The organism is Rhizobium centroccidentale, from assembly GCF_030182565.1.
In the GTDB taxonomy this organism is placed as follows: Bacteria; Pseudomonadota; Alphaproteobacteria; order Rhizobiales; family Rhizobiaceae; genus Rhizobium.
This window is the reverse complement of the sequence record NZ_JAQJCG010000014.1, coordinates 55,412-77,766: the sequence shown is the minus strand read 5'-3', so window position 1 is coordinate 77,766 and position 22,355 is coordinate 55,412. Positions and strand designations below refer to the sequence as shown.

Annotated in this window: 30 protein-coding genes and 1 tRNA gene; 11 read left to right on the top strand and 20 right to left on the bottom strand. The window is 57.4% G+C overall.

Features of this window, described 5'->3' with window-relative positions; all coding sequences use genetic code 11:
• The first annotated feature begins 88 nt into the window (after positions 1-88).
• The 4 genes from PH562_RS19020 (at position 89) to PH562_RS19005 (ending at position 2,680) form a co-directional block, all read left to right on the top strand.
• Positions 89-1,249, top strand: coding sequence for a M20 aminoacylase family protein (locus PH562_RS19020; protein WP_285174753.1), 1,161 nt, complete (start codon positions 89-91; stop codon positions 1,247-1,249).
• A gap of 124 nt (positions 1,250-1,373) precedes the next feature.
• Positions 1,374-1,450: transfer RNA gene (locus PH562_RS19015), tRNA-Arg, on the top strand.
• A gap of 791 nt (positions 1,451-2,241) precedes the next feature.
• On the top strand, positions 2,242-2,475 hold the full coding sequence (locus tag PH562_RS19010) for an Arc family DNA-binding protein (protein ID WP_285174751.1): 234 nt from the start codon (positions 2,242-2,244) through the stop codon (positions 2,473-2,475).
• Positions 2,476-2,485: 10 nt separating this feature from the next.
• Positions 2,486-2,680 (top strand): hypothetical protein, encoded by a 195-nt coding sequence (locus PH562_RS19005; RefSeq protein WP_285174749.1) that lies wholly within the window; start codon positions 2,486-2,488, stop codon positions 2,678-2,680.
• A 188-nt stretch (positions 2,681-2,868) separates the two neighbouring features.
• Here PH562_RS19005 and PH562_RS19000 read toward each other — a convergent pair whose 3' ends face one another.
• The 3 genes from PH562_RS19000 to PH562_RS18990 all read right to left on the bottom strand — a co-directional run bounded on the left by PH562_RS19000 (position 2,869) and on the right by PH562_RS18990 (position 4,593).
• Positions 2,869-3,048 carry a hypothetical protein gene (locus PH562_RS19000; RefSeq protein ID WP_285174747.1) on the bottom strand — a complete coding sequence of 60 codons (180 nt, stop codon included), beginning with the start codon at positions 3,046-3,048 and terminating at the stop codon, positions 2,869-2,871.
• Between the two features lie 62 nt (positions 3,049-3,110).
• Positions 3,111-4,376 carry a deoxyguanosinetriphosphate triphosphohydrolase family protein gene (locus tag PH562_RS18995; protein ID WP_285174911.1) on the bottom strand — a complete coding sequence of 422 codons (1,266 nt, stop codon included), beginning with the start codon at positions 4,374-4,376 and terminating at the stop codon, positions 3,111-3,113.
• 7 nt (positions 4,377-4,383) lie between these two features.
• Positions 4,384-4,593, bottom strand: a complete 210-nt coding sequence (locus tag PH562_RS18990; protein WP_285174745.1) for a hypothetical protein — start codon at positions 4,591-4,593, stop codon at positions 4,384-4,386.
• Between the two features lie 393 nt (positions 4,594-4,986).
• On the opposite strand from PH562_RS18990, the gene PH562_RS18985 reads away from it, so the two are divergent.
• The 6 genes from PH562_RS18985 (at position 4,987) to PH562_RS18960 (ending at position 7,205) form a co-directional block, all read left to right on the top strand.
• Positions 4,987-5,226, top strand: a complete 240-nt coding sequence (locus tag PH562_RS18985) for a hypothetical protein (protein ID WP_174174065.1) — start codon at positions 4,987-4,989, stop codon at positions 5,224-5,226.
• Positions 5,227-5,289: 63 nt separating this feature from the next.
• Positions 5,290-5,493: a hypothetical protein gene (locus PH562_RS18980; RefSeq protein ID WP_285174742.1), complete on the top strand. Its 204-nt coding sequence runs from the start codon at positions 5,290-5,292 to the stop codon at positions 5,491-5,493.
• A gap of 4 nt (positions 5,494-5,497) precedes the next feature.
• Positions 5,498-5,980 carry a hypothetical protein gene (locus PH562_RS18975; protein ID WP_285174740.1) on the top strand — a complete coding sequence of 161 codons (483 nt, stop codon included), beginning with the start codon at positions 5,498-5,500 and terminating at the stop codon, positions 5,978-5,980.
• Positions 5,981-5,991: 11 nt separating this feature from the next.
• Positions 5,992-6,732, top strand: a complete 741-nt coding sequence (locus PH562_RS18970) for an SOS response-associated peptidase (protein WP_285174739.1) — start codon at positions 5,992-5,994, stop codon at positions 6,730-6,732.
• Positions 6,729-7,025, top strand: coding sequence for a hypothetical protein (locus tag PH562_RS18965; protein WP_285174737.1), 297 nt, complete (start codon positions 6,729-6,731; stop codon positions 7,023-7,025). Before PH562_RS18970 ends, PH562_RS18965 begins: the two co-directional genes overlap by 4 nt.
• Positions 7,026-7,205 carry a hypothetical protein gene (locus PH562_RS18960; protein ID WP_285174735.1) on the top strand — a complete coding sequence of 60 codons (180 nt, stop codon included), beginning with the start codon at positions 7,026-7,028 and terminating at the stop codon, positions 7,203-7,205. It begins immediately after the preceding gene.
• Here PH562_RS18960 and PH562_RS18955 read toward each other — a convergent pair.
• The 3 genes from PH562_RS18955 to PH562_RS18945 all read right to left on the bottom strand — a co-directional run bounded on the left by PH562_RS18955 (position 7,202) and on the right by PH562_RS18945 (position 9,057).
• Positions 7,202-7,648 (bottom strand): hypothetical protein, encoded by a 447-nt coding sequence (locus tag PH562_RS18955; RefSeq protein ID WP_285174734.1) that lies wholly within the window; start codon positions 7,646-7,648, stop codon positions 7,202-7,204. The two genes, PH562_RS18960 and PH562_RS18955, sit on opposite strands and share 4 nt — an antisense overlap.
• A gap of 255 nt (positions 7,649-7,903) precedes the next feature.
• The gene (locus PH562_RS18950) at positions 7,904-8,161 is read right to left on the bottom strand and encodes a hypothetical protein (RefSeq protein ID WP_285174732.1); all 258 of its coding nucleotides are present in this window, start codon (positions 8,159-8,161) and stop codon (positions 7,904-7,906) included.
• Complete coding sequence (locus PH562_RS18945; protein ID WP_285174731.1) at positions 8,158-9,057, bottom strand: glycoside hydrolase family 108 protein; 900 nt, start codon at positions 9,055-9,057, stop codon at positions 8,158-8,160. The genes PH562_RS18950 and PH562_RS18945 overlap by 4 nt, the downstream gene beginning before the upstream one ends.
• Before the next feature lie 545 nt (positions 9,058-9,602).
• On the opposite strand from PH562_RS18945, the gene PH562_RS18940 reads away from it, so the two are divergent.
• The gene (locus PH562_RS18940; RefSeq protein WP_285174730.1) at positions 9,603-10,517 is read left to right on the top strand and encodes a class I SAM-dependent methyltransferase; all 915 of its coding nucleotides are present in this window, start codon (positions 9,603-9,605) and stop codon (positions 10,515-10,517) included.
• Positions 10,518-10,572: 55 nt separating this feature from the next.
• On the opposite strand, the gene PH562_RS18935 is transcribed toward PH562_RS18940, so the two are convergent.
• The 14 genes from PH562_RS18935 to PH562_RS18870 form a co-directional block, all read right to left on the bottom strand.
• Complete coding sequence (locus tag PH562_RS18935; RefSeq protein WP_285174728.1) at positions 10,573-12,684, bottom strand: SGNH/GDSL hydrolase family protein; 2,112 nt, start codon at positions 12,682-12,684, stop codon at positions 10,573-10,575.
• 33 nt (positions 12,685-12,717) lie between these two features.
• Positions 12,718-14,643 (bottom strand): phage tail protein, encoded by a 1,926-nt coding sequence (locus tag PH562_RS18930; protein ID WP_285174726.1) that lies wholly within the window; start codon positions 14,641-14,643, stop codon positions 12,718-12,720.
• Positions 14,644-14,921: 278 nt separating this feature from the next.
• Positions 14,922-15,332 (bottom strand): DUF6950 family protein, encoded by a 411-nt coding sequence (locus PH562_RS18925; RefSeq protein WP_285174724.1) that lies wholly within the window; start codon positions 15,330-15,332, stop codon positions 14,922-14,924.
• A complete protein-coding gene (locus PH562_RS18920; protein ID WP_285174722.1) occupies positions 15,329-15,841 on the bottom strand; it encodes a transcriptional regulator in 513 nt (170 codons plus the stop codon). The genes PH562_RS18925 and PH562_RS18920 overlap by 4 nt, the downstream gene beginning before the upstream one ends.
• 71 nt (positions 15,842-15,912) lie before the next feature.
• Positions 15,913-16,635, bottom strand: coding sequence for a hypothetical protein (locus PH562_RS18915; RefSeq protein ID WP_285174718.1), 723 nt, complete (start codon positions 16,633-16,635; stop codon positions 15,913-15,915).
• Positions 16,635-18,749: a tape measure protein gene (locus PH562_RS18910; protein ID WP_285174714.1), complete on the bottom strand. Its 2,115-nt coding sequence runs from the start codon at positions 18,747-18,749 to the stop codon at positions 16,635-16,637. The genes PH562_RS18915 and PH562_RS18910 overlap by 1 nt, the downstream gene beginning before the upstream one ends.
• A 39-nt stretch (positions 18,750-18,788) precedes the next feature.
• A complete protein-coding gene (locus tag PH562_RS18905) occupies positions 18,789-18,935 on the bottom strand; it encodes a hypothetical protein (protein ID WP_285174713.1) in 147 nt (48 codons plus the stop codon).
• Positions 18,932-19,336, bottom strand: coding sequence for a gene transfer agent family protein (locus PH562_RS18900; protein WP_285174711.1), 405 nt, complete (start codon positions 19,334-19,336; stop codon positions 18,932-18,934). Before PH562_RS18900 ends, PH562_RS18905 begins: the two co-directional genes overlap by 4 nt.
• Positions 19,336-19,788, bottom strand: coding sequence for a phage tail tube protein (locus PH562_RS18895; protein WP_285174709.1), 453 nt, complete (start codon positions 19,786-19,788; stop codon positions 19,336-19,338). Before PH562_RS18895 ends, PH562_RS18900 begins: the two co-directional genes overlap by 1 nt.
• A gap of 247 nt (positions 19,789-20,035) precedes the next feature.
• Positions 20,036-20,446: a DUF3168 domain-containing protein gene (locus PH562_RS18890; protein ID WP_285174707.1), complete on the bottom strand. Its 411-nt coding sequence runs from the start codon at positions 20,444-20,446 to the stop codon at positions 20,036-20,038.
• Positions 20,443-20,901 (bottom strand): HK97-gp10 family putative phage morphogenesis protein, encoded by a 459-nt coding sequence (locus PH562_RS18885; protein ID WP_285174706.1) that lies wholly within the window; start codon positions 20,899-20,901, stop codon positions 20,443-20,445. Before PH562_RS18885 ends, PH562_RS18890 begins: the two co-directional genes overlap by 4 nt.
• Positions 20,898-21,248, bottom strand: a complete 351-nt coding sequence (locus tag PH562_RS18880; protein WP_285174704.1) for a head-tail adaptor protein — start codon at positions 21,246-21,248, stop codon at positions 20,898-20,900. The genes PH562_RS18885 and PH562_RS18880 overlap by 4 nt, the downstream gene beginning before the upstream one ends.
• A gap of 3 nt (positions 21,249-21,251) precedes the next feature.
• A complete protein-coding gene (locus PH562_RS18875) occupies positions 21,252-21,821 on the bottom strand; it encodes a head-tail connector protein (protein ID WP_285174703.1) in 570 nt (189 codons plus the stop codon).
• 9 nt (positions 21,822-21,830) lie between these two features.
• Entirely contained in the window at positions 21,831-22,334 is a 504-nt protein-coding gene (locus PH562_RS18870) for a hypothetical protein (protein WP_285174701.1), read from the bottom strand.
• Between the last annotated feature and the right edge of the window lie 21 nt (positions 22,335-22,355).

Sequence of the window (22,355 nt, the reverse complement as noted above, 5' to 3'; positions counted from 1 at the left end):
CGCAAGGGCCGCGACAAGCTGGCCGAAGCTGTACCAAGGACCCGCAGGTTGAACCAGAATCGATATTGAGCAGCAGGAAAATCAGCATATGCCGATCTTGAACAGAGCCGCAGAACTCCAGGGCGAAGTAACCGAGTGGCGCCGCCATATCCATGCGCATCCCGAACTTCTCTATGCCGTTGAGAATACGGCCGCCTTCGTGGCCGAGAAGCTGCGCGCCTTCGGGGTCGACGAGGTGGTGACCGGCATCGGCCGCACCGGCGTCGTCGGCCTGATCCGCGGCAAGGGCGAGGGACGCACGATCGGCCTGCGCGCCGACATGGATGCCCTGCCGCTCACCGAAATCACCGGCAAGCCCTATGCATCCCAGACTGCCGGCAAGATGCATGCCTGCGGTCATGACGGCCACACCGCCATGCTCCTGGGGGCTGCGAAATACCTCGCCGAGAACCGCAATTTCAACGGCAACATCGCCGTCATCTTCCAGCCGGCCGAAGAAGGCGGCGCCGGCGGCGACGCCATGGTCAAAGACGGCATGATGGAGCGTTTCCAGATCGCCGAAGTTTATGGCATGCACAATATGCCCGGTCTGCCCGTCGGCCACTTCGCCATCCGCAAGGGCGCGATCATGGCCGCGACGGATGAATTCACCGTCTCCATCAAGGGGCTCGGCGGCCATGCCGCCATGCCGCACAAGACGATCGATCCGATCGCCATCGGCGCACAGATCGTCTCCAACCTGCAGCTTATCGCCTCGCGCAGCGCCAATCCGCTGAAATCGGTGGTGGTTTCCGTCACCAAGTTCAACGCCGGCAACGCGCATAACGTCATCCCGAACGATGCAAGCTTCGGCGGCACCGTGCGCACGCTCGATCCCGAAATGCGCGACCTTGCCGAGCAGCGCTTCAAGCAGATCGTAACAGGCATCGCGACGAGCCACGGCGCCGAAGTCGAGATCGAATTCCACCGCAACTACCCCGTCACCTTCAACCATGCCGACGAGACCGATCACGCGATTGCTGTCGCAGAGGAGATCGCCGGCGCCGGGAACGTTATCCCGAATATCGACCCGATGATGGGCGGCGAGGATTTCTCCTACATGCTACTCGCCCGCCCCGGCGCCTTCATCTTCGTCGGCAACGGCGACAGCGCCGGCCTGCACAACCCGGCCTACGACTTCAACGACGAAGCCATCGCCCACGGCATTTCCTACTGGGTGCGGCTTGCCGAACAGCGCCTCAACGCCTAAGGCATCCTTCGATGCCCCCGCGCAGCCTTCAAAGCCGCGGGGGGCACACGCTCAAGACAGATTGTCCCCAAGACGCAAAAGGGCTTGGCTTCCGGCCTTTGCTTTTGTATGGATCATGCCGAGTGGTCTCGTAGCTCAGCAGGATAGAGCATCAGATTCCTAATCTGAGGGTCACGCGTTCGAATCGCGTCGAGATCACCATTATTTTCAAGCACTTAGCATCATTTTCGGCCCACATCTCATGCGCCATCCGTTTACCAGAATTACCAGCATTTTCAGGCATTTTCCGACGTTAGCGGGGATTCGGTGGCGCATGAATGGCGCATGAAATCACTGAACGACAGCTGTAAATGACGTTGGCGGTCGGCCATGGTTGCGGGCCGACCGCGCGCTTGAAGTGGTCGACTCGACCTATCCTGACTGCGAATTCAGTGATGAAACCAGGTCGGACGGAAGCCGCATGGTGCAATAGCCCTGCTGATGTGACCAACTCGCGACTTCGTGCTTTGCCCGCCGTCCGTTGGGAGATCCGGATGGAATGACCGAGAGCGCAGTCGCAAGGAGCGTCATGCGCCGCAGCAAGCCTGCCTGCCGTTTCCCCTCAGCGTCGAGCAAGCTTGTCGCCGCACTCTGGAATTCTCCATGGAGGTAAAGGATCGTTTCATCATGACGGGAGGTCCTGGCGAAACCTGTCGCTGCCAGCGTCATCATTCCAGCCAGGACCCCTCGCCTTGTCGGGCATGGAGCATCGTTCGCAGCGGCCCGGCCGGCCGTGCGGTATTCATCATCTTGCATTGTAAAAATCCCTCGTTTCGCCTTTGCTCGAAAAGGCCGGGCCGGGGTACTCCCGGCCTCCTCGCAAACTTCGCCCCCAACTGCCCGAGAAGGCGCAGAAGGTCATCATTAACCACATACAACCTACCTTGGGCAGACTATATGTGTGTCATCCGTGGGGCATATCGGTCAATGTTCTTTTGTGCCATCCGTGGGGCATGGCAAGGGACGATGAATATTTTAGGTTACGAATATCTGAAGGTCTGAAGCGTAGGGTTTATGAGGCTTCAGTTATCAATCAGCGGTCGATGACTGCCGAGATCGTCGCGCGCCTTGAGGCTTCATTCCTTTTGGACAGCGCAGAGGGTGAAGGTCCAGTAGATCCGGAAGTCGCCGAGATCCTGGCTGATTTCGAGAGATTGAAATCAAGAGTGATCAGGCTGGCGCGCTAAGAGGCCGAGCATGAGTGAAACTATCCGCTCGGGCGACATTGTCCGAACCAAGGGGCTGCGCTCGCCAGCCATGCTCGTCGTAAAGCTCCATTTGCAGGCCGATGACACCGAACTTGCCGAGCTTCTATGGTTCGATGCGCATTTCAACGCTCGACAGATCACCTTAGAGACCGGTCTGCTCGAACACGTTCCCCAAGCTGATTGACATTTTCCGCCTGATGGATCGAGCATCAGCTTGGGAAGCTCGACTTAAGGCCTATAGTCCAAGCACTTAGCTGTAAAACTCAGCCGTTCGCGCAGAAAAAAGCCGTTTAGTATCAATAGGGGTGTAAAACGGTGCGGCTTGCCACAAGCGAGCAAATGCCCGTGTTTTTCGCCGGTTACATCAAACTTCTAGTTCGGCATTTCCTTGCGCTTGTCGAGCTCGTTGAGCAATGGGATGAGACCTTCTGCGACCGCAGGAGAAAGGCTCTCAAATATCAGGCCAGAGCGCTCGACCACCTCGTAAGTGCGTGCGTCAACGATGGCGAAAGTGCCGTCGTCATCTTCGACCAAGGCATAGCGTTCTCTCATACCTCACGATAACACGCTTTTGCGCGGCGAATCCGAAAGGGCGAAAACGTATGCCAAATTGATCACCGAACAATCGGATCAAGCACTGAGCTGTCTGACGTTCCGAAAAGCCTACTATGCATTCCAACTGCTTCTCGCTCTGTCAAGCTTGCAATGCAATCCGCCGTGAAGCGCGCCTTGCTGTTGTCCGACAAATCCCACAAATATCGAAGGCGGATTGGCAGAAATACCGGGTAGCTCCCTTGCGATTCCGCATAGATAACGTTGTACAGATCCGCCAGAATTCTGCGCTGGCCGTGTTGTTGGGCGCGTAGGGTCGGACTGTCTATTATTATATCTCGAAATATCTGCTTCAGAATCAAGACTTCAGCCTGCTCGTTGCGAGATATCTTGACGATACCATCTTTGGTAACCGAAGCAGCATTAATAAAGCGTCCTATGAGGGTGGACGTAATATTGCGCAATTCAAAGCGCTGCTGTGCGCGACCCTCATAGCGTTCATAGAACAGAAGATATGTATCAAAAAAGAAGCTTTTTAGCCGATGTACCGCTGACGTTAAGGCTGTTTTGGCCCCCCTTGGCGCGCCGTGCCATCTGGCTAGGGCATTTTCGACAAGCTGATCCTCTTCGGCAAACACCTCTATCCAGGGGATCGCACCACATCGGTGAAAATCTTCTAGGTCGTGCACAGAATAGGCGATGTCGTCCGCCCAGTCCATGAGCGCGGCCTCAGTAGTACGTACCCCATCGGATTGAGAAGCCCGAGCAAAGAAGAATGCATCCGCATCCGCTTTGTAAGCAGACCATTTTTTTGACCGATCGGGATTTGTGGTATCGCGTAACCACGGATATTTGAGGGTCGCTGCGAGTGTGGCGCGTGTTAGATTTAGGCCGCCATGCTCTTGGAAGCGGATAGCGAGCCGTGTCAATATTCGAAACGTTTGCGCATTCCCTTCAAACCCATCGGGTTCCCCATATTGCTGGGTCAGCTCGTCCAGCAGAGCCTCACCAACGTGACCGAACGGTGGGTGTCCTAGATCATGAGCTAAACATGCAGCTTCAACAACCTCGGGATCAACCAAGTTTGCTGTAATCTCGGGAAAATCAGTGACGCAACGTTGCGCGAGCCTTCGCCCAACCTGGGCGACCTTTATGGTGTGCTGCTGCCGTGTATGAAACACCTCTTGCTCTCCGGCACGTACAACCTGCGTGATGCCGGAGAGGCGATGGAAGGCAGAAGAGTAAAGAATGCGATCTCTGTCGCGTTCGAAATCATTTCGCTGATCGGTTTTTGTGGAGTTGTGAAAACGCTCCGTACGACCAGGTATACCCCGTTTACGCAGCTTGATGAACCCTTTCGGAGTGTCCTACGATCAGGCACATATCGCTATCCAGTTTGATGATGCCTCTGTCGAGAGCAGCTTGAACCGCGCTAACGACTTCGCGTTTGTCGCGGCGCGGCAGAGCTTTCAATAAGTCGGCCGGACGCAGTTTTCCCCCGGCCTTGTTGATAGCCGTTACAACTTCCCGAATCTCGTGCGACATTTTGGCGGACCCTTACAAAGTTGCTATACCCATTTCTAAAACGAAACTGCTTTAGAAAGAGTATGTTCCCTGTCGTTTTTGCATTCCCCTCACCCAACGCGCTTTAATCGTTACCGCTTGGACCACTATGTGATACCACCGCAGAGAATCGTGATCAAGCTCTGAAGAGAGGGGCGAAAACTCACTCTATTTTAGATGTAGTGCATGAGTGCAATTTTACATCCTTTTTTCCACCAATTCCCAAAATTTTGTCCACACATTTTGCTCTTGCGAGTCGAGCACGGCTATCAATTGAGCCAATGAGCAACGGATCACGACTAGGACGCGGCCATAGGCATCGCTTGACTCTTCCTGAAAATGAGAACATTTTGAGAACAAATTGAGGAAGACGCCATGAGTACCGCCGAGAAATTCATTATCCTCCCCTATCGCAAGAACCGAGGAAATCTGGTGCCGGGCGAGATGCGTCAGGCGTCCAGCGTTCCATCGGCAGAGAAGATCGCAGCCTCGATGGCATCCCGATTTGTTGGCGTTGCCGCTTATGCGGTGATGGTCGACGAGGAGACCGGCGACATGTCGTCTCCGCGCCTGCTGGCGAAGCACGGCGAAATCGCCGACCTGAACGCCGCCTGAGATAAACCGATAATTTCAATGTTGAACCGCCGTAGCGATACGGCGGAATGAGGACGTGTGACCATGACTGCCCAGCCGATCGCTGTTGAAACACCTGAACTTGATCCTGTCGATGCAGCGCTTGCCCTTTATGATGGCGATGCCCGCGCTACGATCGCCGCCGCTCTGGACATGCTGCAATTCGTCCGCGCTCAACTGGCCTTGACGGAAGCGGCCATGTGCCACGGCTTTACCCGAGGCTTCAGGCCAGCCTACGAACCGGAATAGAGCAATGTCAGCGCGTGCCAGGCTCGCGGATTACAAGGGAGCCAAGCTCGCTGTCATTTGCGAAGACTGCGAGCTGCTGAAGAACCTTGATGGAGACGCCCTGCTTGCGGAGTTCGGAGAAGCCGAGCTGCCTTCCATCCTCATGCCGCTCGCGAAGTCTTTGGGATGCCAGCGCACGGAGAATAACTACTATGACCGCTGCAAGCTCCACTATCATTTTTCGCCCGACGAGTGGGCGAAGAGGATGGGCTACATCAATCCCAAGGAGCGGAAAGATGAGGACCTTCGCTTTTCGGATTTGAGCCGATGGCATAGGCTCTACGTGCACTGCAATTGCGGACGAAAGAGCCAGCTCGATCGAGAACGGCTAGAGCGATCTTTGGGAAGCGATGCCTCGATCGCCAATGCCGTCCGGAAACTCGTCTGCAAGAAGTGCGGCACCAAAGGCATGGCAAAGATCATCGTCCGTTCGCCGCCACGGGATTAGGGGAAACGACCATGTGCAACCTTTATAATGTGACGACCAATCAGGAAGCGATTCGGCATATCAGCCGGGCGCTGGTCGACAGCATCGGCAACCTTGAGCCGGAGCTTGATCTCTATCCGGATCAGATGGGACCGATCGTACGGAACACGCCGGCCGGCCGCGAACTGGCAAAGGTCCGCTGGGGATTGCCGTCGTCGCAGAAGGCCATCTACGAGAATGCGACCAAGCGAGCCGATAAGCTCCGCGCAAAGGGTAAGGAGGTGAACTTCGACGAGCTGCTGAGGATGGAGCCGGACGGCGGCACGACGAATGTCCGCAACACCTCAAGCAAGCACTGGGCAAGATGGCTTGGCGTCGAGAGCCGCTGTCTTGTGCCGTTCACGCGATTTGCCGAGCCAGATCCAGCGAACAAGGTCGAGGGAGGAAGGGCGCCGAATGCCTGGTTTGCAGGCAGCGAGGATGAGCCGCTGATGTTCTTCGCGGGCCTATGGGTGCCGCAATGGACTTCCGTCCGCAAGATCAAGGAGGGAGAGATCACGGTTGACCTCTATGGGTTCCTGACGGCGGAGCCGAATGCCGTAGTCAAGCCGATTCACTTCAGGGCAATGCCGGTCATTCTTCGTAATCAAGATGAGATCGAAACTTGGATGACGGCGCCGTGGAGCGAGGCTAAGGCGCTGCAGGAGCGCGTCTTTCCAAATGACGAACTGGTGCTGTTGCCACCGAGAAAACCCAAAGGAGAAGAGCAATGACCGAAGACAGAATAGAGAAATTGGAAAGGCGGGTAGCCGAACTCGACGGCCGCTGCGTGATGCACGAGCTGCTTATCGCCCAACTGCTGGGCACAGTCGGTTCAAGCACAGGCGACATAAATGGATTCGTCGGAAATGTGCTCGGCAACGTTGCGCGCGATCTCCAATCCGCCTCGAAAGCTGCAGGCGCTCCGCAAGCGACACGATTTCAATACGCCATGAAGACACTGGAGAACTTCGCGGGGAATATGGCCGGTTCGCTCGGCGGCGTTTCAAGGGGCGACTTGAACTAGATGGCGGAGGAACTTGAGCGGCCGATAGATACAGTCCATGTCAATCACTGGTGTGAGCATCCTGGCTGCAAGGCATGGGGCGGCTTCGGCTACGACATTGGCAAGGGCGAGACGCGCTGGTTTTGCTTCGAGCATCGCTGGCTGGATTATCGCCAGCCCCGATATGGTGACCGCCGCTAGGGTCTGACGACCGGCGTTCTGAAGAAGGTCTTTTCCGATTTACCCTGTGCATCCTCGAATTTGGAACTCAAGACCTGCACCTGCGTCCCGACCTTGTTGATGCTGTCGATCGCCGTATCGAGCTTTCGGCCGAACGTATCTATCACTCGGTCGATCCTCTCATTCGTCGCCTCGGTCGCCTTCTTGTTTTCGGCAGCCGCTTCAAGTGCCCTGGTTGTCTGAAACGTCAGGGACGGCATCTGCGAGACCTGCTGGGCAGTCGCATCGAGCGCCTTTTGCGTCCGATCCTGCGAGCTGCGCAGATCGGCGATATCGCGGTTCAGGCTAACCCACACGCCGCCGATGGCGAAAGCATTCAGGAAGCCGGCGCCGATGATGGCGATGAAATGAACCGGGTTCAGGCGCGGCTTCTCGATCTCTATCTGCATGGTGTCCTCGCTCATTGTCCTGAAGTGCCCCCGAATGCCCTGGACTGCCTAAACTGAATGCCACGCCAGCAGCAGGAGAGCCGCCAGCGTGGTTGATGTGATGAAGAAGCCCAAGATCTGTCCCGCTGCCGCCAACGTCATTTCCGGCAGAGCGGATCTTTCCCGCACTGGATGTTGTGGGCAGCGACTTCATGAGTGAACGGCTCGTCGTTCGCGAAAATGAAAGCTCGAGTCTTTGCGTTCGGGTGAAGTGCGGCATAGCCGGCGCCGTCACTGGCACCCGTCGTCGCGCCACACCCCGCCAATAGCCCGACAGATATCAGGGCGAGACATATTCTTGACCTTGGCATCGGTATCGTTCCTTTCCGTGATCTGGTTGACGACGGCGGTCTTCGCCTCATGTTCGGCCGAAGCGGAGCCATCCGAACGGCCTTTCAGGTAGATGGCTGCGACGCCAAGCAGGATGCCGCCGACCAAAGTCAGCGATATCCAATTCTTGCTGAGAAAAGCGCCGATGAGCCCGATCATGCCGCCACCGCCTCAGGCGACTGCGCGCCCGCCGCCTGTGCGATCGTGGGGAGATCGAGGACATCGGCACGCCTGCTCTGAACCCGCTTCGCATACCAGCGGTAAGCAGCGCCCGCGCCGACGAGTGCGATCGAGCCGACCGTCATCCACATAAGCGCGTGATCGATGAAGATGCTCGACCCGGCGAACTGTGACAGCTGTTCCTTTGCCGAGGCGATGTAGCCGGTGACCGCGCCGCCGGCAAAACCGGAACCGGTAGTTCCGTCAGCGATGGCAAGAACCGGCGCAGCCTTGGCGTCCGAGATGAAGGCTTTCGCCTGGCCGCCTTCGACGAAAGCAAACGCCGGGTCAGGACCGACAGAGCCGGACGCCCATACCTGGCCGGTCTTGAGGACAGCAGCACAACGCGACGACCATCCCTTGCCGAAATACTTCCACGTCTTCAATGCCTTCAGGAAGGCGAGACGACGTTCCATGATGATCCTGATCAAGCCGTCATCGTCATTGACGCCGCCGGCCGCCAGGATGGTCCCCTGGCCGCAAAGTCCGTCGATAGCGCCCTGGTAAAGGCCGAGCTGTTTGAGTGCGCGCTGAAGCCACTTCACGGCCTGCGAGACGCCGGAATTAACCGTGCCGTCAAACAGAACGTAAGACACGCCGGAACGAAGCTTGCCGCAGCTCGCCATATCCCAATAGCGGGACCGGTAGATGTCAGAAACCTCGCCATCGCTGATCAGCTTGACTGATTGCGTAGGGAGATCTTTCGCAGTTCGATACTCGTTGTAGACGCGCTGCGTAATGCCCTTGTTTGTGGCGCCGCCCGGATCGTTTGGATTGTTGGTGAAACCGCCCTCGCTGATAAGAACCTTTGCGAGAGAGCGTGCGAAATCGTCCATAGGCTTGCTCCATGGATAGGGTTGAAGGGGATTTTTGAGATGCGCCGAAGCACCCGACCCCGCATTCGGGATGAGTTTCGGTTTCGCTGGGTTTTTGTCCTAGTGGTGATCAAGCCTGCTTGACCTGAATTATCAGATTGCGCAGGGCGCGCATGCCTCTCTAGCTGTAGTCCTGTGACGTGAAGTCAGGACTACAGCTGGTCTTTTGTTCGAGGATCGTCGAACTGGATTGAAACGGCGTCGTGGAGAAAAAGGCTATCGGAACGCAGCGAGAGCGACGAAGCCGAACATGGTCAAGACCCCAAAGATTGGCAGCAATGTAGTCATGATGCGTCGGGCAAGTTTCTTGCGTTCGACAGATGTCATGGGGCTTCTTCCATCTCTGAAAGGTTTAACGCATGCATTCGCCGACAGTCGCATTTTAAACTGAAGCGACGCTGAATGTATGGTGGAAGGAGAGGTGATTGAAGATGAGGCTGCAACTTGGTACGAACCAAGGATTATGCCTTTTCTAGAATACCTCATTGAACATCGGAGACATTTGTATGTCGGAAAATTTCGACCAAGCTGGATACTGGATCAAGAGACACGAAGACCTAAAAAATGACCCTCGGTCCGTTGGCACGCTGGCGGCATCGCGCGAGAAAAACGAGGAGGGTGAGCGGGAACTCAAAATCGTTGTTTCTCAAATTGCCAAATCTCTGGCGCACAGTGGCGCTAAGTCGGTTCTGGATCTAGGTTGCGGCTATGGCCGAGTGACAAGCTGCTTTCTGGACAGCGGATTCGAATACACGGGGGTAGATATTTCTCCTGTTGCAATCGAAGCAGCCGAGAAAGCCCATCCAAGCGCACGCTTCATTAAAGGAAACCTTTCCGAACTCGACTTACAGGAAAAATTCGATGTCGTGACGGTCCTGTATGTGTTTGTTCACTTCGTAGACGATACCCTCTGGCGTTCGTTCCTCTCTGCAGCGATCGCTAGGCTAAAGCCGGGCGGCACGCTGGTCTTTGCCGACATTTTCCCAGGAGAGCGAACCACGACGGGCCAACATGTCGTATCACGACCGTTTGCCGATTATATTCGCTCTTTCAAGGAAGAGGGCATAGTGATCGATGAGCGGTTACGCGAAGTTGTGAAAAGTAGCGGCATTTCATGTAGTAACCATTTCTATTTTGCTCATCCTGACCCGCAGGCCAAAGTCGCATCATATGAAGACACTACCCAGGCAAATATCGAAATGCATCGCCAAGCTGTGGAGGCGAAGCGTAGCGGAGACCCTCTCTTTATTGGAGAAGAGGAGTTTTGCATTGAAGCGATAAGGCTCCTTGACGCTTTGTCAGGCAAGAGCGATCCCGAGAAGATTTCGGATCTCATCCACCTGGTGAGGATGATGATTGTGAGGCGAGCCGCTCATGAAGGAGTTGATCTGCCCTCCGATTTAGCCGACAGCGGTTCATGATACTGGCCTCAGACCGTTAGAATGCGGCAGCCGTTTTCGTTCGGCCGCCTTTTCTTCAACTCAGATGCTTAATAATATGGCGGTAAACCTCGCTGCTTCCCGTGTCGTTGAAGTGCAATCCAGTGGGTTCCAGATAGACGATGCCGTCGCAGTCAAGCATGTTCGTATGGGCATAGACATCAATGCATGGCAGCTCCTTTCGTGCCGCCGCTATAATTACTGCCTGGGCCGCTTCTGCGGCAGTGAAGAAATAGTCCGGCACTGTGCCGCCTCCCTCCTCCGAAGGCCCGATCGCCTTCGGAGGCGTCATTAGGCAAAACGCCGTCGCTGCGCGATTGGTCGCAATCCAATCGGCGATAGTCGACAAGTTGTCCGTAATTTTTACCGCGTCAGTCGGGGCATTGCTGGAATCGGATCGATCGTTCGTGCCGATCATCAGGATGGCATGGGTTGCCGTCGCCGGCAGGCCACCCGTAAGGAGGCTGCCTGTCGGAAGCCATTCCGTCGAATTTGTCCCGATGATCCCATTATTGATCACGCGGCAGAGACGATTGTGTTCAATGGCCTCGATGCGGAGATTTTGCGTGGCGCTGTTGTTTCGAACACGCACCGCATGATGGCCGAGCGTCGTATTGATTACGTAGCTACCACTGAAAGCGGCGGGCGATGCGTAGTGACTGATGTCGTCGCCAACCAAGACGTCATCCAAATAGACATCGAAGCTCGCGCCGGCATCCGTATTCAGCTTCGAAAACCAGAGGGTCATCTGATCGCCAACGAAGTCGAAGGTCAGCTCGTAATTCTGGAAAACCGACACGTACTTACGCAACTTTCCGCCAGTCGCCGCATTGCTGCTCTTGCCAATTTCCAAACCAATGCTCGATATCATCTTCACCTTAGGGTTCATGACGACATCAATCAGCTGGCTTTGCCGATATTCGCGAACACCCGGGGATGGATTGGAGAGGCTCTGACCAGAGCACATGCGGTACCCGAGCCATGCGCCAAGTTTATTGGCCCAGCTAAGGCTGGTGAGTACATCGCGAGGATCCGTCAGAGCATGTCCACGAGGCGTCGAAGTGCCGTTGCCCGTCGCAGAGAGACCCCATGTCAGGCTGTCACCAAGCAACGCTAGAACAACGCTCTGGAGCGGATCCGAGATCGCGTCATAAAGGGCCGTGAACTGCGCACGGCGCAGCCGATAGGAGTGCTCGTCGACGGTCGGCGAAATATCTCCCCGCGCAGTGCAGCCCCGCCAGTTCGGATAGGCTGTTTGGTCGATCGAGGGAGCCACGTTCGCCCACGACGCCCAGAAGCCTGATATGAAGATATCGGCTGTCCGTGCACCGGCATCGTTAAGGCCCATATCGATCCTAACGGCCGTCTTCGACGGATCAAGCGCGATCGTCCCGTAGTAACGCCGGATGCTGCCGACAATTTCGAACTGCAGCGTTCCCGATCCAGTGCTGATCTGCGCACTCGTGCCATCAGAGTAGCGAACGTAGCATTGCAACCCATTACTATTCCCGAAGGACCAGCCAGAGTTGCTGGACTTCACCAACATCGACAACAATACGAATCCGCCCTGCAAAAGCACGTCTTGGACGATCAAGTTGCCGGATCCGCCAAGCGAAGCAGGAATTGCGATGCCGTAACGGCAGTCGAATCTCTCCATGTCCACGTTTGACGGCATTCCGATCCGGGCGCTATAGCTTGCAAATTTCCCGATGTCGGGAGAATAGAGTCGCACCCCGCGGGCATTGTCGAACAGATTGCCGTTGTAGATCAGGTTCTCAAGGGCGGAGTGATTGGAGACTTCGTTTTGAACGCCATCGATTCCGGCTTGTAAGTCCGTCCGAGTGTCATCAATTCTGGCCTGCAAGGCGGCCGGGTCAATGATATCGCCAGTGCGGACCCATGCGGATCCGCTCCAATAATACTCTCCGCTGCCGGGGTCCTGCGTTACCTGCCCTGGCTGGCCAACTCTCGTGCCTGAGCCAAGACCCGCAACGGACGTCGCGCGGATCATGCCGACAGAAGCGCCTACTATGGAAGTCTGCACCTCTTCGCCCCAAACCTGCGCATCCTGATTGAGAACGCTTCTCGCACTGCCATCCGCACTTACAGGCGAAAAAACATCGTTTGCCGTTTTGGTGTAAACCGCCATCGCAATTGCCCCGATTTCTAGGAAGTAGAGCGCTCAGCTGCCGCTATGGTTGATGACTATATCGTAGTCTTTCGCCACGCCGGCCGTGCCGTCGCTGGTGATGGTTTGGAAGCGCCATGCGCCGGAGGCGCCCGAGCTGTCCGAGAAAGAAACCTGCTGTCCGGGCCGGATGTTGGTCTGCAAAATCGTGGCGAAACCAGCGCCAGTATTGCGTTGGAGCCGGATGGCCGCCGCTCTGACCTCCGAGGCGGTCAGTGTGATGTCGATCGTCGCCGGCTGTGCGCCGGATCCGGATATTCCCGGTTCGATATCGACGCTTATCACTGTCGGCTGCGCGCAGGCGGTGTTATCCGTGCCGACCACAGTATGCAGAGGATCGGAAAAGTAGGTGCCGTCGTCATCGTCGAAGACGCGCAGGCGGGTGTCGATTGTGCTGCCAGCATAATCACCGCCCGCATAGGCAAGGTTCGTGGCTGGCGGTGCGGGATATTCCGCCATGCCCTGCCATGCGTTGGGCAGCGCGCCCGTATAGGTGCGAAACACCGTCTCGACCGTATCGAAATCCTGCGCCGGTAGGGAGAAGGACACCCGCAGTTCCTTGCCGCCATCAGGATAGGTGATCTGAAGCGCACCTGTCGGCGGATTGGGCGTGATCATTCCGGTTTCATATCCAAGCTCCGGTATGGGATCAGGAGCCGGCGCCTCATCTGTCGCTGGGTTCCATGGCGGCAACGCGGGCCATACGGTGAAGGGAATTTCCACAGACCCGTTATCGTCGTCGCAGCGAGGTGGCTCGAAGCGCGTGTTCAGCACGTCGCCGAGGTCCGGAAGCTGCACCGTTCCGTACAGCAGCCCCCACGCGGAAAGCCCTACCATGTTCGTGGTGATGGAGCCCGTATCGCCTCGAGCAAGCGCGAACTTTCTGCGGGCAATACGCTGGGCCTGCGATGCGGATGGGCAGAAGGGCAGTTCGATATCGAGGTATTTCGGGCCGTAACGGTCCACCTCTTCCTGCACATAGGCCCAGGCGACGCCAGTGATCACCGTATCGTCGTCATTGTAGGAAGAGAGCGCCAGCTCCGTCAGATCGTAGTTGCGCTCCGGGGAATAGTATTTGACGCGCGCAATATTAGGCCGCTCCACCGCTTCCGGACCCGAGCGCCAGAGAATGTCATATCCATCGGCAGGGGTGAAATCGATTTCGGATGCGAATGCATCATCGATCAGCTGAAACCATATCTTGCCTTCATCCGTGAGCCGGATTTCAGTCCCGATGGAGTCGAGCAGCTGCTGCATGGTTTCGGCACGGCCGCTTTCCCACGACCAGATGCCCCAGGCGCGCGCCCGCTTTTCCATACCGGTCAGGGTTGCCACCATAGCATCAGCCCGATTGGCCTCCGCGGAGATCAGAGACCAGTCGAAGTGCTCAAAGGTGAATGCCGGGTCGCGGCGAAGCACATGCGCACAGGCAAGAATGCCGTTATCGCTCCACTTCCACGTCGAGCGATCGACGCCCGACTGAGTACCGTCGCGCGGGTCAAACATCAGCGAGGCGCGCACTACCTCTTCCGTCTCAGGAACACCCGTCTGATACAGGCTCAAATATTTCGGCTTTTCCAAACCAGGATTGAACCACAGCAAGACACTCTGCGCGATTCCGCGAACCTTATGATCGGTCGTCCAGAGTGTCGGAAAGAGGCTGATCAGTTCCGACCATGCCGTCTCAGTCCCGTCACCACGCTTATCCAGCCACTTAGCCCAAGATCCGCCGCTCCTTGCCCACGGCGGTGACGATATATCGCCGTTGATTTCCACCGTGACTTCGCGCCCGCCAACATAGCGCGTCTCGACGGCATCGATCGGCCCCTGCAGACGACAAACCAGACGAGCACGTGTCGAACCGTCAGTGTTGCCGAACGCCTTCAAGCCACCTACACGAACTCGCCCTATACCCTCCATGACCGAACTGCTGCCGGTTTCGAAGTTCGATTTTGCCTCTTGCGGGTTAACGGCGCCGCCTTGTGGGCGCGCGAAGATGCTCGCCGCTACAGCTGCACCGGTCGCGGCGACGGCGAGGCCATTTACAGCGATAAAATTCGCTATCGCGCCTGGGACGCCGGCAGCGTAGAGGGCACTGAAAATAGACCCTCCAAGAGACAATGAAATGGGATCGGCGTAGGCCCGAGCAGTCAGTGCCGCATACGAGACCGCGCTCCAAAAGAGCAATCTATTCATTTTCATATGAGTGCCCAAACCTTGACGATTGCCTGCGGATGTGGACGGAGGAAACGGGCACCCACCGGCTCACCGCGCCACACCACGAGCGCATCATGGATGAAGATCACTCCAACCTGGCCAGAAACGCGGGTTTCAAGAATTCCGACATCGCCCGCCTGCGGTGCGCCATAGCGCAGCTGCAGGCCATATTCCGAAAGTACTTTGGTCCAGAGCGCAGCAAGCGAGCCGGCATCTGCCACCAGTTGGCGAGCCTCCACCGATGAGCGCCAATGCGGAGCAATGAGCTTGCGGCCATGGAACGAGCTGACCCATCTGGCAGCCCATGCGGAACAATCGCTCTCACCCCAAACCACAGGCTGCTTTTCAGCTGCCTCAACGTAAGCGCGCAGAGCCGTTTCGATGTTCGTCATGCTTTGATTATTTCCTGCACCGTCACGCCGACGTAATCGAGGCCCTTGTCTCCTGGGTATCGCCGACGTTGATCGGCTGGTGTCCATCGACCGCCGAAGGGAAAGTTCTGGCTTTGCCAAAGGCTCTCGATCGTGATCGGCACTACGCGGACACCTCGCCCGGCCCAATGAATTGACGGCGCAGACAAATAGCCAGGGAAGAGCTTCTTCAGCCCCCCGCTCCAGATCTCCTGCGTTTCCTGATCAAATGCAGCCCAATAAACATCGACCCGACGTCCTTCGATGAGCCGCGCGTTATCTTTAACCTGCCGAAGGAATTCGAGGTTAATACCGGCAAGGACGACATCTAATTTCGCGGCCTGCCCGAAGCGCGGGTCTTCCACCGCCGAAATAGATATAAATTGCCTTCCGAGAGGATCGGACAAACCTCTCCATTCGGTACCCCCGATCGTCACACGTCCCGCGCCATTATGTACGTACCAATGGCCGCCAGGCAGGTCGATATCCATGAACCACGCGCGCGCGATGTGTGGGCGCCGTAAAAACTCTCGATCGGACGGCAAGAACAGGCTTGGCATATTTAATCCGTAAAATAATCCCGAACGTCATAATCGAACACCTCGAACAACGAGATCGTCAGCCCCTCAAGAAAGGCGGCGCTTCTGTTCGCGTCAGGCAGGTTGTTCGACAGCAGGCGCATTGCCAGAACGGGATAGAGGGTCGCAAAGTCACCTGCCTTGACCGCCTTGCGCAGCGGCGGCCAGATGCGATAGGTGCCCGGCTCCATAACTTCCGTCACCTCGTAGAGCCCGAAGTGAAACGGGAAGAAGCCGAAATAATCACCCATCCCTAGCCTATGGCCCCAAAACTGGCCCGAAAGCGTAATAATGGTGGCGTCCTTGGCTGCATCTACGGTGATCGCAACATTCGGCTTCGTCGGCCGCCAGTTTTGGTCGTTCGACCACGCCATCCCATTTGACCATGGAATACCGTCCTGCTTTTGCTGCGCGCTGATCGTCATGCCGGCTTCCGCCATCGACATGCCATCCCAATCACCAGGCCGCACGCGCACAGCATTTGCGCCCATATGCAACGCGGTTACGAGACCGCGCGCCCGACGCACCAGAGCGCCCCGCATGGGCGGGAACGAGAACTGCAGATGTCGAGCACCGAAGGGTGAGGCAATCGATTGCGTGACATCGCCGATCGATGTGTTTGCGCCGGCTCCGATCGATTGCGGCCCTGAGAGCGGCCTCCAGCTGTTCCAGCGGAGGCCAAGCGGCCAGTCGAGCAAACGCGCCATCAGGGACGCACCTTTCTGACTTGAGATGTTCTGTTATAGGCGGCAACGCGCTTGCTTTCGGTGAGGTCGCGTTGGTCAAGACCGCGCTGCAATCGATCGACGGCCGCCTGGTCCGCCCCTCTGGCATCGATATGGTAGACAGGCGCATAGGTGCGGCCACTCGAACCAGTTCTCTCCGGCATGCGAAGATCGACGGGAATTCTCCGGCCATCGGGCAGAGGAACGGCAGCCTCCGGTCCGGCCTCCCCGAATATGGATGCCGACCGGGAGACGCCACCGCCAGCGAAGTGCGGTAATGGCTTTCCGTGAGCGGCGATGCCGCCATTCGCGAACCCGAAGAGCTTCGGGACGAAGGAGAGCAAACCACCGCTCGCTGTTGCGCTGGCGAACGGACCCTTGCCGAGCAGCGCTGATTGGGCAACGGCCTCGATCAGCGTGTTCAGGAACTTGTCGAGCGCATCATTGCCGGTCTTGATCTGCGGGATCAGCGACGAAAACGCGTCATAGGCTGCATTTTCTAGAAACTCGGCGCGCTCGCGCACCTTGTCCTGCGTAGCCGCAAGCTTGTCGGCTTCCGCTGATGCGGTCGCGTAGCCTGAAGCCAACTTCTCGATATCAGCCTCGACCTGCGGCGTGATCTTGATGTCCGCCTGTTTCGCCGACGTCAAAAGCTCCTGCTTCGTCTTGGCGAAATCGTTCGCATAGCCAAAATCCTTCACCAGTGGATTGAGCTTGGCCTGCGCGTCCGTTTGCGCCTTCAGGAGATCGGTATGCTCCTGAATTTTCCGCGACTCGCGCTGGTACTCATCTTCGCTTGAGCCGCCGCCGCCTCCACCCTTCTTCTGTCCGGTAACCGGGTAGTCTGCCAGGGTGACCGGCTTGATCTTGTCTTCCTTCTTGCCGGCATTCGGATCGGCAGGCAGTCGCGGACCGGCCTTGTTGGCAGTAACGGCGGTTTTCCCGGTCAGGCTGGCGCGAATGGCGTCTGCCGTCAGCGCGGCATTGTCCTGCGATTGGTTGGCATTACTGAACGCATCATTGATGCGATCGGCGACAGCCTTGGTCGAATAGAACAGCTTGCCAGTTCCTGGATCGACGGCTGTCTGATCGCCATTGAGAGCTCCAGCGATCCATTTGCCGACATTGTTCAGGCCGGTCGCTTCGCCGAAGTTCTGACCGCTGTTGCCGATGGCGTTCTGAAGGCTGACCCACTTATTGTAAAGCTTGTCTATCTGGCCGAACAGCGCATCGAAGTTAATGGCGTTGATCGTGGCGGCCGCCTCGTCGACAAACGACGCAAAGGTTTTCGACGCCTCTCCGGATTTATTGAACTTTCCGGCCGCATCGACAAGGACATTCTGCAGGCGCACGAAGCTGCCCGATATCGTGGTTTCGGAGCTGGCGACCTGCTGCGCAAGGACAGGCGCTCCGGCGAGGAAGGCGCGGAAGAAGGCTTCCGACGATACCTTGCCTGATTTCACGAGCTTGGTCAGCTCCGAGACGGAGCCACCAGCCTCCTTCAAACCCGCCGCAGTCGCCTGCAGGATCGAGCGGCCACCATCAAGCAGGGAATTATATTCTTCGGCCTGAACGGTCCCATTTCCGAGCGCCTGGCTGAGCTGCAGCAATGCGCCCGCCGATTCTTCCGCCGACGAGCCCTGCACACGCAACGCAAGCGCCACCTTGTCGGAGAAATTCAGCAGGTCGGATTGACTGGCATGCAATTCCTTCGACGCCATCGACGCGCGGCTGTAGAGCGTGACGAGCGTTTCCAGAGGCGTGTTGTTTTGCTGCGCCGATGCGAAGAGCTTGTCATAGACATCGGTCAGCTGCTGGCCGGAAAGCCCTGTCACCTTCAGCGCATTGCTGATCTTGATGGATGAATCGATCAACTCTTTCCCGCCGGCCGCGCCGCCGATCAAGGCGAAAGCCTTCACGCCGATGGACGCAAGGCCGTCGAGCTGTCCCGATACATTCTTGTTCAAGGCGGCAAAGCGGCTTTCGATAGCCTTGGCATTTCGGGCAGCCAGAGAATTCGATCGATTGAGCGCGTTTTCGAAAGTCTTCGTACGCGCCTCAAGCGAGACTATAAGCTGTTCGATATCGGTTGCCACTGCGAGACCTCATGCGGCCAATAGATCGCGGATCGGCAGCTAGAAGCCGTCGATGCCAAGTTCAGCAAGTCGATCGTCGTCCATGCCGGGTGGAGGATCGTCTTTGGTGCGATTGGCGAGGCGGTAGCCCTCAACCGCGCAGGAAAACTCCCACAGTGTCATCGAGCCGATGTCGCGGCCGATCACTCCCCCCCACTTGTAGAAGCGGGACCATCGCCATTTTCCGCGAGGGAGCGGGTCGGACTCTGGCTCTCCCCCGCTTTCAACTCCCCCGGCGGGTCGTCCTCAGCACCGTAGAGCGCCGCCATCAGGATCGTTCTCGCCAGGAGCACGAAGGCGGTCAGCGGCTCGTCATGGCCGATGTAGCGCTTCACCAGGTTGCGGGCGGCATCCTTCGGCAGGCCGCCGCCTTCGAGACCGAGCCGAATGGTCTCTATGATGTCGTCCACGTACCATTGACCGGATGAGAGGCGCTGCAGGATGTGCATCGGGCCGGCGTCACACTTCACCTCAAGAGCGCGAAGCAGGTCGAGACCGAGCAGGAATGTGTGCTCGCCACCCGCCCATGTAAGATCGACGCCGCGCATCAGGGACCGGCCACCGCAGCCGTGCGGGTCGGCAGGCCGTCGAACTGGATGTCGATCTCGGCCGTAACCTTCTGACCGCGTTCGGCCGCATTGTTGAGGTTGACCAGATAGGCCGGGCCGGTCTCGTACTGCGTCTCGCCGACATCAGCTTTCAGGTGGCCGATGCGGATATTCTTGGTTGCTCCGCTATACCACCAGTCCATCATCATGCCGTGCGATTGCTTCGCCCACACGCCCGTCGCGGCTATCGTGACTTCCTGCGATTGGACGGCCCGCTCCACGACGGCGGGCAGCGCCTCGTCGTCGCAGTCCGGAACTTCGCTCGTGCTCATGTTCGATGCACGATTGACGTTGCGGGACGTAAGGCCGCAAATCCTCGCGAAAGTGCCGGCTACTTCCGTTTCAACCTCCAGCACCATTTCCGCGAAATTCTCGGTAACTGCTCTTGCCATTGGCTTTCTCCATGGAAAATCGCGCCGGCAAATGCCAGCGGTTAAATGGGCGAGTGGCCCGGTTGCGATCAGGTGGTTTGACGGCTGCGGCGGGGTGACACCGTGCGTTCAGCACGGCCAGTATTCACCGCGTACTCGACTACATCGCGCGGCCACTGCTGCGGCTGTGGCGAGGGGGTGAAGGTGAAAGAGTATTTTGACTGCGGTCGACGATACGTGCCGCCCTTATGCACGATCATCCATGCCATCAGCTGATATCCTCGATGGACGCCGTTACCTGCACGATGCCATGCCAGGTCAGGCCATCGGCATCCTCGATGACGCGCGAAAGGTCGACGAGCGTATGAACTATCTGACCATCCTCCAGCGTGACATCCTTGTCATGAACGGCCTTTTTAACCACGTCGACGATGTGAGCGCATTCGATCGAGCCGACCTTGCGGGACCAGATGTCGATCTGCCGGGTATGGATATCGCTGACAATGCAGTCAGCACCATCATCGACAACGACCGCAGAGCCGAAGCTGATATAGGCATTCTTCGTCTTGAACGGCTTTTCCGGAACGCGATCATGAACACCGTCGACCAACGACATAAGGGCGGTGTTTCCGGTCATCAGAGCATAAAGTGCCTTGTGATAGTCGACCTGCGCACTCATTTCGAAGAGTCCCTGACCGCCTTTTTAACTGACCGGGTTACGCGCCCCTTGACACGGCGCCGAACAAGACGCCATCCGGGATAGAAGAATGGATGGGCGCGCGCTCCGGGGTTCATAGATCCGGCATATTTGCCGCCGTTCACATGCGGCGCCGTTCCGAACTCAACCCATCTCGCATAATAGGCTTTGTCATTGCCCGCGTAGATCGTGATACGCAGACCGGTTTTGCTCTTTGTCCTGCTCCTGGCGACGATGATCGCCCCCTTGGGAGGATCGCCCCATGTCCAGCCGATGCTATCTCGCAGATCCCCGGATTCGATGGGCACGAGACTTTTCATAGCCGCTACCGCTTCTTCCGCGCTCTGTTCCATGGCGGCCTGCACGGCGGCGCGCATGGCATCCGGAATTTTCTTCGTCAGCTTGTAACGGAGACGATCTAAACCAGTGACCGTCATCCGTCCGCAACTCCCTTCTGGCACAGAAAATCCAGCCAAAGCCGATCATCAGACGGCGTGATATCGCGGATGTTGAATGTATCGCCGTTCCTCAGATCGCGAACGCGCCAATCCGTCGTTATGCCCCTCGTCAAGGTCGATCTGCGCACAAAGATGACCTGCGTATGCTGACCTTCGAGCCGGGCAGCCATGACGCTTTCGCCGCCGCGCAGATGGGTGAAGCCGGCGCGGCACTGCAATTTTTCTTGCCACTCGCCAACTGTGTTCCCGGCGCCATCGTCGGCGTCGGCGCGTTTGTCGAAGGCGACGTGAAAGAAAAGGTCACCTGCTGAACGGATAGGAGCCATCAATCACCAAACTCGATATGTCGAAAGAAGCGCCTCAACTGCGAATGGCATCGAGAGCGGTTGCTGGCCTGATACGACGGTCGGCTCGCGCACATTGTACCATTGGGCAACGAGCATCTTTATCGCGATACGGATCGGCTCTGGGACGGCATTGACCCAGTTAGTAGGGTCGTCAGGGTTCTGCTTGCCGTACCCTGCGCGGTAACGAATCTTCACATCACCCTCATGCCCGCGAACTGCCGGAAGGTCGTCGAAATAGAGTGGCGCCGGAAACGGCCATGTCTGTTCCACGCCATCCGGGTCTACGTATTTGATCGAGAGAATTTCGATTTCCGGCGGAAATGGCAGAAGCTCTCGATTACTCGGCCAATCGCACCGCTGCCATTCGAGCACCTGAACCCCAAGCGCACGCCCTAGCCATCCAGCGGGCCCATCGAGCCACTGCGTGGCGGCCAGAATGAACGACCTGATAAGATCGTCGTCTTCCGTGACGGCCTGGTCGACCAGAAGGAACCGCTTGGCTTCATCGAGGGTTATGATTTCGGTCGGAGCTTCTATGACGACGACGCGCACTGGACGATCCTACTTGTTCTTCTCGGGCGTCTGCTCTGCCTTATTCGAAGGCTGCTCTTCCGGTTTGGTTTTCCTCGAGGCTTCCGATTTCGCTTTCTCGATCTCGGCAGCAATCTCGCCGATCTTGACATCGGCATCCTTGCGAGCCGCAGTGAGTTCGGACGCGATGGAAGCGAGTGTCGCGTCAGCATTATTGCGGGCAGCGGCAAGCTCGACGCCAATCTCGCTAAGCTTGGCGTCTGCAGCTTCCCTGGCCTTGTTCAGCTCAGTCGAAATCGCCTGCCGCGTCTGATTGGCCGTATCGACGAATAGATTGAACTCGGCTTCAATGTCAGCCTTGGTCTTAGCATCCGACGCGGTCGGCTGCTTCCGTGCCGATCCTGGCAATGCCAGCACGCCGAGACCAACAAGATGCTGCGCATCGTTTTCGGCGAGTTCGCGAGTTTCACCGCGCTTGTAGAAGCGATCGCCTTCATGTTCGCGGAGAACGTCATATTTCAAGATTTTGCTCATGCTACTCTCCTTCGGTTCATG